The organism is Arthrobacter sp. Y3225116 (assembly GCF_059091245.1).
This window is the reverse complement of sequence record NZ_JBNHGL010000068.1, coordinates 1-13,046: the sequence shown is the minus strand read 5'-3', so window position 1 is coordinate 13,046 and position 13,046 is coordinate 1. Positions and strand designations below refer to the sequence as shown.

At 66.8% G+C, this 13,046-nt stretch carries 14 protein-coding genes and 6 tRNA genes; 7 read left to right on the top strand and 13 right to left on the bottom strand.

Annotated elements, in window-relative coordinates; translation table 11 throughout:
* Positions 1–123: 123 nt before the first annotated feature.
* The 3 genes from AC5RV2_RS08705 to AC5RV2_RS08695 all read right to left on the bottom strand — a co-directional run bounded on the left by AC5RV2_RS08705 (position 124) and on the right by AC5RV2_RS08695 (position 2,674).
* The gene (locus AC5RV2_RS08705; RefSeq protein WP_494092023.1) at positions 124–1,503 is read right to left on the bottom strand and encodes a DUF6421 family protein; all 1,380 of its coding nucleotides are present in this window, start codon (positions 1,501–1,503) and stop codon (positions 124–126) included.
* Between the two features lie 230 nt (positions 1,504–1,733).
* Positions 1,734–2,156, bottom strand: a complete 423-nt coding sequence (gene msrB / locus AC5RV2_RS08700) for a peptide-methionine (R)-S-oxide reductase MsrB (protein WP_494013865.1) — start codon at positions 2,154–2,156, stop codon at positions 1,734–1,736.
* Between the two features lie 14 nt (positions 2,157–2,170).
* Positions 2,171–2,674 carry a hypothetical protein gene (locus tag AC5RV2_RS08695; protein ID WP_494092022.1) on the bottom strand — a complete coding sequence of 168 codons (504 nt, stop codon included), beginning with the start codon at positions 2,672–2,674 and terminating at the stop codon, positions 2,171–2,173.
* Between the two features lie 100 nt (positions 2,675–2,774).
* On the opposite strand from AC5RV2_RS08695, the gene AC5RV2_RS08690 reads away from it, so the two are divergent.
* Positions 2,775–4,013, top strand: a complete 1,239-nt coding sequence (locus AC5RV2_RS08690) for an alpha/beta hydrolase family protein (protein WP_494092021.1) — start codon at positions 2,775–2,777, stop codon at positions 4,011–4,013.
* A 57-nt stretch (positions 4,014–4,070) separates the two neighbouring features.
* Here the strand turns inward: AC5RV2_RS08690 and ybaK are convergent, their stop codons facing one another.
* The 3 genes from ybaK to AC5RV2_RS08675 all read right to left on the bottom strand — a co-directional run bounded on the left by ybaK (position 4,071) and on the right by AC5RV2_RS08675 (position 6,009).
* The gene (gene ybaK, locus AC5RV2_RS08685) at positions 4,071–4,562 is read right to left on the bottom strand and encodes a Cys-tRNA(Pro) deacylase (RefSeq protein WP_494092020.1); all 492 of its coding nucleotides are present in this window, start codon (positions 4,560–4,562) and stop codon (positions 4,071–4,073) included.
* 2 nt (positions 4,563–4,564) lie between these two features.
* Entirely contained in the window at positions 4,565–5,032 is a 468-nt protein-coding gene (locus AC5RV2_RS08680) for a SufE family protein (protein ID WP_494067696.1), read from the bottom strand.
* A 71-nt stretch (positions 5,033–5,103) separates the two neighbouring features.
* Positions 5,104–6,009: a sulfurtransferase gene (locus AC5RV2_RS08675; protein WP_494092019.1), complete on the bottom strand. Its 906-nt coding sequence runs from the start codon at positions 6,007–6,009 to the stop codon at positions 5,104–5,106.
* Between the two features lie 325 nt (positions 6,010–6,334).
* Between AC5RV2_RS08675 and zapE the strand changes: the two genes are divergently transcribed.
* Entirely contained in the window at positions 6,335–7,372 is a 1,038-nt protein-coding gene (gene zapE / locus AC5RV2_RS08670) for a cell division protein ZapE (RefSeq protein ID WP_494092018.1), read from the top strand.
* A 259-nt stretch (positions 7,373–7,631) separates the two neighbouring features.
* Here zapE and AC5RV2_RS08665 read toward each other — a convergent pair whose 3' ends face one another.
* Positions 7,632–8,210 (bottom strand): hypothetical protein, encoded by a 579-nt coding sequence (locus tag AC5RV2_RS08665; protein ID WP_494092017.1) that lies wholly within the window; start codon positions 8,208–8,210, stop codon positions 7,632–7,634.
* 283 nt (positions 8,211–8,493) lie between these two features.
* Here AC5RV2_RS08665 and AC5RV2_RS08660 point away from each other — a divergent pair, with 283 nt between their 5' ends.
* Positions 8,494–9,102, top strand: coding sequence for a hypothetical protein (locus AC5RV2_RS08660; protein ID WP_494092016.1), 609 nt, complete (start codon positions 8,494–8,496; stop codon positions 9,100–9,102).
* A gap of 396 nt (positions 9,103–9,498) precedes the next feature.
* Here AC5RV2_RS08660 and AC5RV2_RS08655 read toward each other — a convergent pair whose 3' ends face one another.
* From AC5RV2_RS08655 to AC5RV2_RS08630, 6 genes are all read right to left on the bottom strand, one after another.
* Positions 9,499–9,747: an antitoxin gene (locus tag AC5RV2_RS08655; RefSeq protein WP_494092015.1), complete on the bottom strand. Its 249-nt coding sequence runs from the start codon at positions 9,745–9,747 to the stop codon at positions 9,499–9,501.
* 121 nt (positions 9,748–9,868) lie between these two features.
* Positions 9,869–9,943, bottom strand: a tRNA-Val gene (locus AC5RV2_RS08650).
* 43 nt (positions 9,944–9,986) lie between these two features.
* A tRNA-Gly gene (locus AC5RV2_RS08645) sits at positions 9,987–10,060 on the bottom strand.
* Positions 10,061–10,098: 38 nt separating this feature from the next.
* Positions 10,099–10,170: transfer RNA gene (locus tag AC5RV2_RS08640), tRNA-Val, on the bottom strand.
* Positions 10,171–10,209: 39 nt separating this feature from the next.
* Positions 10,210–10,280, bottom strand: a tRNA-Cys gene (locus AC5RV2_RS08635).
* 61 nt (positions 10,281–10,341) lie between these two features.
* A tRNA-Gly gene (locus tag AC5RV2_RS08630) sits at positions 10,342–10,415 on the bottom strand.
* 341 nt (positions 10,416–10,756) lie between these two features.
* Between AC5RV2_RS08630 and AC5RV2_RS08625 the strand changes: the two genes are divergently transcribed.
* The 4 genes from AC5RV2_RS08625 to AC5RV2_RS08610 all read left to right on the top strand — a co-directional run.
* A tRNA-Val gene (locus AC5RV2_RS08625) sits at positions 10,757–10,831 on the top strand.
* Between the two features lie 132 nt (positions 10,832–10,963).
* A complete protein-coding gene (locus AC5RV2_RS08620) occupies positions 10,964–11,836 on the top strand; it encodes a cytochrome (protein WP_494067700.1) in 873 nt (290 codons plus the stop codon).
* 58 nt (positions 11,837–11,894) lie between these two features.
* Positions 11,895–12,491 carry a peptide deformylase gene (def, locus tag AC5RV2_RS08615; protein ID WP_494013875.1) on the top strand — a complete coding sequence of 199 codons (597 nt, stop codon included), beginning with the start codon at positions 11,895–11,897 and terminating at the stop codon, positions 12,489–12,491.
* Positions 12,492–12,508: 17 nt separating this feature from the next.
* Positions 12,509–13,046 (top strand): methionyl-tRNA formyltransferase (locus AC5RV2_RS08610; protein ID WP_494092024.1); only part of this gene is annotated, 538 nt, incomplete at its 3' end.

Sequence of the window (13,046 nt, the reverse complement as noted above, 5' to 3'; positions counted from 1 at the left end):
AGAGCAAAACCGCGAAGGGCTCAGCCGGTCAGCGCGCGCCACAGGAACGCGTGCGAGAGTGCCAGCAACCGGCCGGCATCCGGTGGCCCGTCGCCGGTGCCCTGGTGTTCGGCGGCCGCCATGTCAGGCCGACTCTCCGGTGATCCCCGAGGTGGATTCGATCACCGGCTTCATCTTCCGCGAGAGGGCCTCGTAGAACATCGACAGCGGGAACTCGTCGTCCATGACCTGGTCGGTGACCTCGCGCGGCAGCCCCGTCAGCGGCAGGGCCTCGGGGCCCTTGGCCCAGACCGAGGCCGGGTGCGGGGTCAGCGTCTTGGTCAGCATCTCGTAGGCGGCCAGCCAGTGGGCCACCTTGGGCCGGTCGATGGAGCGCCAGTACAGCTCCTCGATCTCCCCGCCCAGGGCGACGACGGCATCGGCGACGTTGTCCCAGTCGATGGAGAGCTTGCCGTCCGTCCAGTGCAGCACCCGGTGCTGGTGCAGCCAGGCGAACAGCAGCTGGCCGCCCAGGCCGTCGTAGTTGCGCACCCGGTTGCCGGTGATGGCGAAGCGGAAGATCCGGTCGAAGATCACCGCGTACTGCACCAGCCTGGCGTGCTTGCGGACCTCGTCGGACGCGGTGGCGTCCTGGACCAGGCGCACCGACTCGCGGAAGGCGGTCAGGTCACAGCGCAGTTCCTCCAACGAGTACAGGAAGTAAGGCATCCGCTGCTTGATCATGAACGGATCGAAGGGCAGGTCGCCGCGCATGTGCGTGCGGTCGTGGATCAGGTCCCACATGACAAAGGTTTCCTGCGTCAACTGCTGGTCGTCGAGCAGGGCCGCAGCTTCTTCCGGCAGGTCCAGCGAGGTGATGTCGGCCGCGGCGCGGACCACTTTGCGGAACCGGGCAGCCTCGCGGTCGGCGAAGATGGCGCCCCAGGTGAAGGCGGGGGTTTCCCGCACGGCCACGGTCTCCGGGAAGAGCACGGCCGAGTTGGTGTCGTAGCCGGCCGTGAAGTCCAGGAAGCGGATGGGCACGAACAGTTTGTTGGAGTAGGAGCCCGATTCCAGTTCGCCGATGAAGTCCGGCCAAATGACTTCGATCAGCACGGCTTCGACCAGCCGGTCGCTGCTGCCGTTCTGCGTGTACATCGGGAAGACCACCAGGTGCCGCAGGCCGTTGATCCGGTGCTGCTGCGGCTGGAACGCCAGCAGCGAGTCCAGGAAGTCCGGGACGCCGAAGCCGCCGTCGCGCCAGCGGCGGAAATCCACAACCAGTTTCTCCAGGTAGTCGGCGTCGTGTTCGAACAGCGGGGCCAACTGGCCGATGGCGTCGATGATCACGTCGGTGTGCCCGGCGGCAGCGGGCTTGTTGCCGTCGTCCGGTACCGAGCCGTCGTGGACCTGGAGTCCGCGCAGCGCGGCGGCCGCCTCCTTCAGGCGCAGCCAGGCCGGGTGCTGCGCCGGATTGCCGTGCACGGCGGCACTGTGGTTGCTGCGGGTGGGGGTGATGGTCATCGTCGCCTCGCCTTTCCATCGGGCCGGCTCTCCCGGCGCCTGACGTTGGAATATGTAGCGAGCGTAGCAACGCAACAGCCCTACTTATGTCAAAAGCTGCCTCACGTAAGGAACTGTAATGCTCGACGCCGCGGCGGGCGGGAATGATTAAGCCCGGCTCGTGCTGGCCGGGCTGAATCAGATGAAACTTATAAGCGCCTCAGGCGCGGGGGGAGGCGCGGTACGAAAAGCTACTGCGTGTCCTTCAGCGTCAGGGACACCGAGTTGATGCAGTAGCGCTGGTCCGTGGGCGTCCCGTAGCCCTCGCCCTCGAACACGTGGCCGAGGTGCGAGTCGCAGCTGGCGCAGCGGACTTCGATCCGCTCCATCCCCATAGTCGAATCCCGCAGGTAGCGCACGGTGCCCTCGGCCAGCGGCGCCCAGAAGGACGGCCAGCCGCAGTGGGAGTCGAACTTCTCCTTGCTGGTGAACAATTCGGCTCCGCAGGCGCGGCAGCTGTAGACCCCCTCGGTATGGGTGTCCCAGTATTCGCCGGTGTAGGGGCGCTCCGTGCCGGCCTCGCGGAGCACGTGGTATTCCTCCGGGCTCAGCTCCTGCCGCCATTCATCGTCGGTCTTGGTCACCGGGAACTGTCCGGCCTCTGTGTTGCTCATAGTCTCTCCAACGTTCACGAGTCGCCAATGTATCCCGAGCCCGAGTACAGGTGCAGGACCGGAATGCCCAGCTTGTCCTGTGCCCGGTTGGCCCAGTCGGTATGGAAGGTATCCGAAATGGAATGCGGCCGGGTGATGACAACTGCCCGGTCTGCCGGATATTCCGCGACGTACTTGACCAGGGCGGACACGCCGTCGTCCTCCACGATGTCCACCGTAGCGTTGAAGCCCGCTTCTGCCAGCAGCCTCGCGGAGATGCGCCTGGCTTCGTCGGCCTCGTGCCGGGCCTCCTCCGGAGTCGGCTGGCCGTGTGCCAGCTCGCGGAACGCGGTGCCGACCTCCAGCATGCTCAGCCGCTCGACGAAATCGAGCAGCAGGTTCCGCTTGGTGTCCTCGGGAATCAGCACCCGGAAGGTGGTCTGCCCGGCGGCGGTCTGCTCGCCGGCCAGCCAGCCGAAATTCTGCAGGTCGGCGTCGTTGAGCGGTTCCTCGGTCAGCACGACGATGGTTTCGGTCATGCGCCCAGCCTAATCAGCAGCACAAGCGGGGGACAACAATGCGGCGCGCCGACGGCCGCGCCGGTTAGCGGTCGGCACCGGCACCGGCAAGAATGGACCCATGGCTGTGTTCGAACGCTCAGACCGGTCCGGCCGGAACACCTCCGCCGGCGACGGACAGCCGCCCCGTGCCCGCTGGCTGCTGCTCGGTGCCTTGGCGGGGGCGGGAGCCGGATCGGTCCTGGCCGGAGCGACCTCGGGCCTGGCCTCCTATTTCGCCCGCCAGGTGCTCACCCCGGTCCGCGAGCACGTCCAGGACCTGGAAATCCTGGCCGTCGTCGGAACCGGCGTGGAGCAGGAAATCATCCTGCCGGCCACCCTGGACACCACGGCGCCGGGCGTCTACAGCGTCTATTTCGACGGCGGACGCTCGGTGGCGCGGGTGGGTGAGGTGACGTCCTACTCGCCGCGGGAAGGCACGGTCCAGCGCAGGGTCGAGCAGGTGTATGCCGGCGACCTCGCCGCCGCCACGCGCGGCTGGTGGGGCGGTGCGGCCTACCCGGACCCGGCCGCCGTCGGGCTGGCGAATGAGGAAGTGCAGATCGAGGTGGAAGGCGGCATCGCGCCGGCCTGGCTGGTCCGCGCCGAGGCTGAGGCGAAAACCTGGGCCATCATGGTGCACGGCCGCGGGGCGTCCAGGGCGGAGGGGATCCGCGCCGTCCGGTCGGTCCGCGGGCTGGGCATGGCGTCGCTGCTGATCTCCTACCGGAACGACGGCGAAGCCCCCTCCGCCCCGGACCGCCGCTACGGGCTGGGGATGACCGAATGGCGCGACGTCGAGGCGGCGATCGGGTTCGCGCTGGCGAACGGGGCGGAGGATGTGGTGCTGTTCGGCTGGTCGATGGGCGGGGCGATCAGCCTGCAGGCCGCGGACCAGTCCCGCTACCGGAGCCGGATCCGCGCGTTGGTGCTGGACGCCCCGGTGATCGACTGGACCGACGTGCTGGCCCACCAAGCGAAGCTGAACCGGATTCCGGATGCCGTGGGGCAGTTCTCGCAGTGGCTGATCTCGAACAAGGCCGGCCGGCTGCTGACCGGCCTCGCCGCCCCGCTGGATTTGAAGATGATGAACTGGGTGGCCCGGGCCGACGAGCTGCATGTGCCGACGCTGATCGTGCACAGCGAGGACGACGATTTCGTGCCGCACGGCCCGTCGGCGGCGCTGGCCGAGAAGAACCCGCTGGTCACGTTCGAGCCCTTCAGCGGGGCCGGCCACACCCGCGAATGGAACGTGGACCCGGAACGTTGGGAGCGCGTCGTCACGTCCTGGTTGAGCCGGGTGCTCCGTCCTGTCGGCTAAAGCCTCAAAGGGTTTTTTGCGGGGCGAAGGACGCGCCCCGTCCGGTCGGCTAGAGTCCTAACCGGCCTTCAGCGGGGCGAAGGTCGCGCCTGTCAGCGCGGCCAGGTCCGCCGGGGCGATCTCGATATCCAGCCCCCGGCGGCCGCCCGAGACCAAAATGGCGCCGAAGTCCCGGGCGGTGGAATCCAGCACCGTGGGACTGGCGTGTTTCTGGCCCAGCGGCGATATCCCGCCCAGCACATACCCGGTGCGCCGTTGGGCCACCTGCGGGTCTGCCATGGCCGCGCGCTTTCCGCCCAACGACGCGGCGAGTTTCTTCAGATCCAGGCTGGAACTGACGGGCACGACGGCGACCGCCAGCGATTCGTCCACGACGGCCATCAGGGTCTTGAACACGCGGGCGGGATCCATCCCCAGCGCCTCCGCGGCCTCGAGGCCGAAGCTGGGCGCCGCGGGGTCGTGGGCATAGGCGTGCAACACATGCGGAACCCCCGCCCGCTGCAGCAGCGTGGTGGCGGGGGTCCCGGCGGATGGCTTGTGCCTGGCCACGGTCAGGCCGAGGCGGCGCGCAGTTGCCGTGCCTCGGTGATCAGGCGCTTGATGCGGTACAGCATGGAGGACATGCCGCGGATCCGCAGCGGGGTGATGGCGCGGGTCAGGCCCAGGTGCTCGGCGATATCGTCGGGAACGGCCAGGATCTGCTGCGCCGGCAGCCCGTTGAGCCCCTCGTGCAGCACGGACGCGAAGCCGCGCGTGGTGGGGGCTTCCGGCGGAGCCGAAAAGTAGATCTGCACGTCCTGGTCCGGGTCATCGCCCAGCTCCAGCGTCAGGAAGAGCGGCGACTGGCATTCCACCACCTGCTCCAACAGTTCCGGATGCCCGGCGAAGCGTTCGGGCAGCTCGGGAAGCTCCCGGGAGAACTCCAGCAGCAGCTGCAGCCGCTCGGCCTCGGTGACCGCCTGGAAGTCGTCGATAATTTCTGCCAGCGGTTCGGGAATCGTCTGCTCAGTCGCCGTCATCAGGGTACTTGCGCTCTCTCTTGCGGTTTCGTGCTCGGCATCGTTAACGTCGTGTGCCGGCCGGCTATTCCTCAGCGGGCCGAGGCGGGGACCCCGCCGGGCTCAGCGCCCCTGACGATCGGCACGCGCACGGCATTGCCCCATTCGGTCCACGAGCCGTCGTAGTTGCGGACCGTGTCGAACCCCAGCAGGTACTTGAGCACGAACCACGTGTGGCTGGACCGTTCGCCGATGCGGCAGTACGCCACCACGTCGTCGCCCGGCTTCAGCCCGGCCTCGTCCAGGTAAATGGCCTCGAGCTCTTCGCGCGACCGGAACGTCCCGTCGTCGGCCGCCGCCCGCGCCCACGGCACGGACGCCGCCGTCGGAATGTGGCCCCCGCGCAGGGCGCCTTCCTCGGGGTAGGCGGGCATGGTGGTGCGCACGCCGGTGTATTCCTCCGGAGAGCGGACGTCCACCAGCGGCTTGCCGAAGTGGTCCAGCACGTCGGTGAGGAAGGCCCGGATGGGTGCGTCGTCGCGCTCGACGACGGGGTAGTCAACCGCCTGGGGCCGCGGCACCTCGGTGGTCAGTTCCCTGCCCTCCGCGATCCACTTGTCACGGCCGCCGTCCAACAACCGCACGTCTTCATGGCCAAACAGGGTGAATACCCAGAGCGCGTAGGCCGCCCACCAGTTGCTCTTGTCCCCGTAGAGCACCACGGTGGTGTCGCGGCTGATGCCCTTGGCGCCGAGCAGCGCGGCGAAGCCCTCGCCGTCCACATAGTCGCGGGTGTCGGGATCATTCAGGTCGGTGTGCCAGTCGATCTTCACCGCGCCCGGAATGTGGCCGGTCTCGTACAGCAGGATGTCTTCGTCGGACTCCACGACCACCAGCCCGTCCGCGCCCAGGTTCTCAGCCAGCCACTGCGTGGAGACCAGGCGCTCGGGGTTGGCGTAGGCGGCAAACTTCTCGTTGTGCTCGGCGGCAATGGGCATTGGCAAACCTTTCCTTGACGTGCAGCGTTCCATAGCGTGCAGACGGCCGTGCATAACGGCCGGGGGACTTCTGTTTAGCCTAACCACCGGAGCAGGCAAAAGCTTCCGGGGCCTCACCCGGCGTCACATCGCGGCCCGGGGGAGCGCCGGGTCCCCCTGCCGGAGCACCGGCGGCCCGGCCGGAGCACCGGGACCCGCCGGCCCGGCTGTGGCTTGGCTTACACCGACTGCCGCCGGCGGGCGGGGTAGCGTATCGTTTTGCTGGCGGCATTCCGGCCGCTGTGCATTCTCCGAGCCCATGTCAGGAAGGCAGCGGTTAGCCTACGTGCCCCAGATTGAACAGCTTTCACGCCGGACGCCGAAGGTGTCCGTGGACGAACTGCTGGCGGGCCTGCACCCGTCGCCGCGCTTCGGCGAGGTGTCCTTCGCCAGCTACCGCCCGGACCCGGCCCAGCCCTCCCAGAGCGAGGCCGTGAGGGCGCTGCAGCGTTTTGCCGCCGTGGTCGACCGGCCCAAGCCCAAGGGCTTCAGGAAGCTGTTCGGCGGCGGCAAACCGGAGGGTCAATCCGGCATCTATCTGGACGGCGGGTTCGGCGTCGGCAAGACCCACCTGCTCGCGTCGCTGTGGCACGCCGTCGACGGCCCGAAGGCGTTCGGCACCTTTGTGGAGTACACCAACCTGGTAGGCGCGTTGTCGTTCCGCAAAACCGTGGAAGCGCTCAGCAGCTACCGCCTGGTGTGCATCGACGAGTTTGAACTGGATGATCCCGGCGACACGGTGCTGATGTCGCGGCTGATGCGCGAGCTGGCCGACGCCGGAGTCAGGCTTGCGGCAACCTCAAACACCCTGCCGGGCTCGCTGGGGGAGGGACGCTTTGCCGCCGTCGATTTCCAACGCGAGATCCAGGTGCTGTCCGACCAGTTTGAGGTCATCCGGGTGGACGGCGAGGATTACCGGCACCGCGGGCTGCCGGCAGCCCCCCAGCCGCTCAACGACCACGAACTCAAGCGGCGGTTGCATGGTTTCGATGGCAAGGTGGTGGCGGCCGACGAATTCTCCGATCTCGTCAACCACCTGGCCGGGGTGCACCCCAGCCGGTACAAGCAGTTTCTCGACGGCGTGGATGCGGTCGCCTGGCATAACGTGCACACGATCACCGAGCAGGCAGTGGCCCTGCGGTTCGTGGTGCTGGCCGACCGGCTTTACGACAAGGACGTGCCGATCATCGCCAGCGGCGTGCCGTTCGATGAGCTTTTCACCCCGGAAATGATGTCCGGCGGCTACATGAAGAAGTATTTCCGGGCGGTATCCCGCCTGACCGCGCTGGCCCGCGAGGGTCAGGCCGGCGAACCCGCGGTGTAGCTCCCGCAGCCGGGCGCGCACATGCCGCCACTGTGAAGGAGTAATGCCCTGCGCCTGATGACGATACGACCGGGCAACCGACGCGACCGACGCGGTGTTCAACACCATCATCTGCCCGATACGTTCCCCCACCCCGTTCAGGTGAGCAGTGAGGCCAAGGTGATTGGTCAGGTGATCGGGCCGGGAATGCTCGGAAGCATCAGGAGGGTCGCTCCGGTGGCACTACGCGACCCCGCCGAATGGCCAAGACTGGGCGCCCCTACTCCGTGATGCCAAGCATGGTGCAGATGTTCTGCATGCTGTTGGCCGTGCACAGCCGATACGTTCCAGGGCGAATGCTGTCCGGAATGATGAGGGTGTCTGGGCCAGGTCCCTCGACGCCAATATCCGGCCAGGTTTGGCCCTTGGGGTCGTTCGCAGGCCACCATGTTGGGGAACTAGAGCCGCCGTCATCATCGGTCGAGGCCATGAGGCAGTAGCGGACATGCCAGCTGTTGCCGTCCTGTTCTTCCAGAACCCAGGGGATTCCCCGGGAAGTTCCCTCGGGGAATCGGACCTTGATGGTTTGCCCCGGTTTGGCAGGCGAAGGCGAGACTTCGAGCAGTTCGGGATGCATCTGCGCGTCGGGATCGTTCACCCCTGCCGTGCCGGCTGGTTCTTGGACGGCGGTTCCTCCGGATGTTGAACTTCCACAGCCGGACAACGCCAGCAGTACGACAACCCCAGTCGTCAGTTTGGCTATCGCATGCATGACCGCCCCTTGTTGTGATGTACAACGGTCTGCGTCACGGTAGCGGCGGAACAGCATGGAGAGGAAGGGTGGGACGTTGCGAAGCATATTCATGTTGATGCGGCCAGATGACTAGGGCCTGGGCCGAGGCAGTGGATTTCCTGCGGACAGAGGATGTGGAGCCGCCGGCGGTTGCCAACCAAGACTAGGGCCGGCTTCTCAACAGCCGGCGCAGGAACGGGACGGGCTGACGCCCGTCCTTCTCCGTATCTGGAGCTTGGTGAGAAGTAGGTGCAGAAGGCTCTGGGCGGTTCTGTGCCGGTCCTATCGTGGGACACTAACCTGACCCGAGCTGGAGCGGACGAGGAATCAAAATCTCGAAAGGGAATTCATGAGATCCAATCAGCCCCTGCCAGATAACCCCTGGCCGCAGGACATGGTCATCTCTGTGAAAGACGCGCCGAACCACTTATCGCTCCTGCTCTTCATCCGTAGCGCTTGGAACATTGCCCCGGATGTCAACATTCCGGAGTTGAACCCGGCACCGAAGCCCGGCGCCTCGCGGCCGCCTGCCACTGCAGACAGGACTGAGTGGGGCGCCCGTTGGCAGCAGGCTTGGGAACGAGCCTGGGCCTGGTACGACACGGGGGACCAGCATCCAACGCCGGAAATCCGCGCCGATCAGGAGATGCACGTGGCCTTCCCTCCGGGCTGGACAACCGAATACGGCTGGGATGGCGTGGACATCGACGCCTTCAACCACTGGCAAATCCAGCTGCAGCTCAACCACATGCTCCCTCTTGAACTACACCCCGAACGCCGCTGTCTGCCGGCTCTGATTGCCGCTTGGAAAACAGGCTTAGACACCGTCCTGGTCATGCCTTATCAGGGGGACTACGCCAAGCGCATCAGCCCAAGGCATCTCGTCGTCTCGGCGCAGACCCATAACGATCCCGAGAGCTACACTCGCGCCTTGGCCTCCAGGCTCCCACCCGGTTAGCTATCGTTTGCCGAGCAGGCGGCGCAGGAATGGGACGGGCTGACGCCCGTCCTTCTCTGTCCGAACTCATGGCTATTGCGCTACGTCGTCGGCGAAATCCTGGCGCAGGTTTTCGAAGCGGTGTTGATCAACCCGGAGCCTGAGCATGGCGTTGAACAGGAACAAGGTACGCACTGCGATGCCCCTCACCGAGTTAGGGCCGGTTCCGATGTCGAGCCTTGCGGCAGGGTGTTTCACTGGGTCGAGCAATCCCCAGACTCGAAGGAGTGCCAGCGCCTACAGCGGACCCTGACGGATCCGCCAGATCGCAAGGCGCGCGGCGAATAAGCGGCCTCACGACAAAGGGTGCCGGCCCCGCCTCCCGGCAATCCGGCACCCTCCTTGGCGTGCCCTGGACTAGGTGGACGGAGTGTTCCCCTCGGATGGCGCCCCGCCGTCCCGGTTGCCGAACGCGTCGACGAAACCGGATGCCTTGGCCTGCAGGCCGCCTACCTGCTTGGAATACTTACCGCCGGTCTTGGCGTCGATGTAGTCACCGGCGCTGCCGACGGCACCCTTGATCATGCCAGAGTGTTCTCCCACGAGACCGGCTGCCTTGTCCTTGAGTCCTCCGGCCTTGCCCTTGAGCTCGTCAAATACAGACACGGTCACCTCCTTTCCGACGGGGGGCCTTTCGCCCCTGCGCGTCCATCGTAGGCACCGCGCCGCGCGCTCAACGGCTTAACCGGCTTAAACAAGAAAGGCTCCCGCCGGGGGAGCCGTGGAATGGTGGGCGATACTGGGATCGAACCAGTGACCTCTTCCGTGTCAGGGAAGCGCGCTACCGCTGCGCCAATCGCCCGGTGTGCCCGAGGCGGGCCGCTGGAGAAAACGCTGAAAAAGAGAGCGGACGACGGGATTCGAACCCGCGACATCCACCTTGGCAAGGTGGTGCTCTAGCCAGCTGAGCTACGTCCGCGCGAAACGGTTTCCGGATCACTCCGGACTGCGTTCCAGTGGGCGATACTGGGATCGAACCAGTGACCTCTTCCGTGTCAGGGAAGCGCGCTACCGCTGCGCCAATCGCCCGTGATCTCTCACGAGATGTTTGCTGTGTCGCCGCAAACGAGGTGGGGACGGGATTCGAACCCGCGTATACGGCTTTGCAGGCCGCTGCCTCGCCTCTCGGCCACCCCACCGTGCCTATTCGCAGTTGCGCTAGGACCGGCCAGCGACGCTGGCACGTTACAGTGACTTGCGAGCGGACGACGGGATTCGAACCCGCGACATCCACCTTGGCAAGGTGGTGCTCTAGCCAGCTGAGCTACGTCCGCAAAAGTTTTCCATCACTTTTTCCGCGATCCTTCATCGAACGGCTCGCGGCGTCGCTGTGATTTCCAACGAGTAAAAACTCTATAGGACGATTCCCGCTTCGTCCAATCGACGCTGTGGCGGGTGAAACGACGAGGCCGACCGGGCACGGAGGCGATGGGCTCGGCGGCGGACCGGCCGAACCGTTCCGCGGCCCACCCGCAGCACCGTTCCTCGCGCGCCCCAAAAACCACACCTGCAACAACTGCCCAGGCGCCGTGGCCGGGTGATTTTTGTTTCAGCGCCTCCGTGGGCTAGCATTTCTAGACGTTGCAGGAAGCGCCGGCGCATCCTCAGCAAACCCGGGCGATTGGCGCAGTGGTAGCGCGCTTCGTTCACACCGAAGAGGTCACTGGTTCGAACCCAGTATCGCCCACCACGGAAAACATCCCCGGCCAGGCAGCATCTCCTGGCCGGGGATGTTTTCGTTAACGGCGCGGGCCGGCCGCCGTCGCGCCGGCGCTGTGCATTGCGGACCGGAACGGTCAGTGGAACCTGAGAAGATTTCCTTATGACTGCACCACTTCTTGCGCATGCCACCGCCAACGGCCGCATGTACGCGCGCTCCACCTCGGAGCCGCCGTCGGTTCCCTCCATCACCACCGTGATCGCGCAGGAGCCGACCACGCTGGACGGTTGGTTCGCCCACATGGCAGCCACCTCCCTGGCCTCCGATGCCAGGCTGGCCGAAGCCGCCGGAGACCCGGGACGGCTTAGGTCGCTGGCGAAGGAAGCGACCCTGGCCGCCGACCGCTACCGGGATGCCGCCGCGCTGCGCGGAGACCGCGTCCACGGGTACTGCGAACAGGTGGCACTCCGGGCGCTGGACAGGGAGCACGACGTTGCGGGTGCCCGGGAGGCGCTCAAGGCCAACGGCGAAGAAGCTTTCGCCGCCAGGTTCGACGAATGGTGGCAGCTCTACGGGGTGGAGCCGATTGCCCCGGAGATCACTGTCTGGAACCAGGAAGTGGGATACGCCGGCACGCTGGATCTCGTGGCCCGGATCGCGGGGCGCACCTGCCTGATTGACTTCAAGACCAAGGGCACTGACCGCAACGGCCAGGTCAAGGCGCTCAATGACAAGGTGGTCATGCAGTTGGTGGCCGGCATGAAGGCACAGGAGTCGCTGGTCGACGCCGCGACCGGGAGCTGGGAGCCGTGGGCGCACGGTGATGATCCGCTCCTGCTGGGCGTGGCGATCGGTGAGACGGAAGTCCGGCCGATGCGCGCCAATCCCGAGGTGCTTCGATGGCACTGGTACCGCTTCTGCTCGCTGCGCCGGGCGTGGGAGACGCATCTGCAGGTAGCCGAGGCGGGCCGGGCGCTGCTGCCGATCGCGCCGCCCCCTGCGGCCGCCCTGCAGGCGGTCCAGCAGGCCCACTAAACTGGACCGGAACCCATCGGCAGCGTACTGAAGCGGCAACAGTGAGGACAAGAACTACATGGCGATCCTGAGTATCCGGATTATCGGCGACCCCGTGCTGCGGACCAAGGCGGAAACGGTCACCGTATTCGGGCCGGAGCTGGCCAAGCTGGTGGCGGACATGGACGAAACCATGGAGGACGTCGACGGCGCCGGGCTGGCCGCCCCGCAGGTTGGCGTGAGCCTGCGCGTCTTCACCTTCCGCGTGGACGGCCGGCGCGGCCACGTGGTCAACCCGGTGCTCGAGCTCAGCGACGACTTCCAGGACGACGTCGCCGAAGGATGCCTGTCGATCCCCGCGCTCGGCTACCCGGTGCGCCGGCGCCGCTGGACGCGAGTGACCGGCCAGGACATGCACGGCAACCCGGTGGAGTACGAGGGCGAAGGGATGCTGGCCCGCTGTTTCCAGCATGAGGCCGACCACCTGGACGGAATCCTCTACATCGACCATCTCACCGGGGAGAACCGGAAGAACGCGCTGCGCTCCATCCGCAACGCCGGATACAACGGTGTGGCCGGCGAGACCCAGGCCCAGCGCGCGGCGCACGTCGGCTCCGGCTTCAGCCGCGGGCCGGCCGCGGCGGGCACCGGTTCCTTCGGGCAGCCGCTGGCATGACCGACGGCGGCAGGCGCTTGCGGGTCCTCTTCACCGGCACTCCCGGCGTGGCTGTGCCCTCCCTCGACCGGCTCGTCGAGGATGGCTTCGAGGTTGTGGCCGTGCTCACCCGGGAGGACGCGACGGTAGGGCGTAAACGGGTCCTGACTCCCTCGCCGGTAGCGGCCCGCGCCGCGGAACTCGGCGTGCCGGTGATCCGGGCCAACCGGATCGACGAGGCCGCGGCGGATGCCATCCGGGCCGCCGCCCCGGATGTGGCGGCCATCGTGGCCTACGGCGGCCTCGTCCCGGAAGCCGCGCTCGGCATCCCCGAACACGGCTGGATCAACCTGCACTTCTCACTCCTGCCCGCGTGGCGCGGCGCCGCGCCGGTGCAGCACGCCATCATCAACGGCGACGACGTCGTCGGCGCCTCCACCTTCCAACTGGAGAAGGGGCTGGACACGGGCCCGGTGTACGGCACCCTGACCGAGGCGTTGCGCCCCGCGGACACCAGCGGCGAGGTGCTGGAGCGGCTCTCCCACAGCGGCGCCGTGCTGCTGTCGCAAACCCTGG

What these genes read in the sequence shown, in the direction of transcription:
- AC5RV2_RS08705 (WP_494092023.1), bottom strand. Translation starts at nt 1,503, where the DNA reads ATGACCATCACCCCCACCCGCAGCAACCACAGTGCCGCCGTGCACGGC.
- msrB (WP_494013865.1), bottom strand. Translation starts at nt 2,156, where the DNA reads ATGAGCAACACAGAGGCCGGACAGTTCCCGGTGACCAAGACCGACGAT.
- AC5RV2_RS08695 (WP_494092022.1), bottom strand. Translation starts at nt 2,674, where the DNA reads ATGACCGAAACCATCGTCGTGCTGACCGAGGAACCGCTCAACGACGCC.
- AC5RV2_RS08690 (WP_494092021.1), top strand. Translation starts at nt 2,775, where the DNA reads ATGGCTGTGTTCGAACGCTCAGACCGGTCCGGCCGGAACACCTCCGCC.
- AC5RV2_RS08680 (WP_494067696.1), bottom strand. Translation starts at nt 5,032, where the DNA reads ATGACGGCGACTGAGCAGACGATTCCCGAACCGCTGGCAGAAATTATC.
- AC5RV2_RS08675 (WP_494092019.1), bottom strand. Translation starts at nt 6,009, where the DNA reads ATGCCCATTGCCGCCGAGCACAACGAGAAGTTTGCCGCCTACGCCAAC.
- AC5RV2_RS08665 (WP_494092017.1), bottom strand. Translation starts at nt 8,210, where the DNA reads ATGCTTCGCAACGTCCCACCCTTCCTCTCCATGCTGTTCCGCCGCTAC.
- AC5RV2_RS08660 (WP_494092016.1), top strand. Translation starts at nt 8,494, where the DNA reads ATGAGATCCAATCAGCCCCTGCCAGATAACCCCTGGCCGCAGGACATG.
- AC5RV2_RS08620 (WP_494067700.1), top strand. Translation starts at nt 10,964, where the DNA reads ATGACTGCACCACTTCTTGCGCATGCCACCGCCAACGGCCGCATGTAC.
- def (WP_494013875.1), top strand. Translation starts at nt 11,895, where the DNA reads ATGGCGATCCTGAGTATCCGGATTATCGGCGACCCCGTGCTGCGGACC.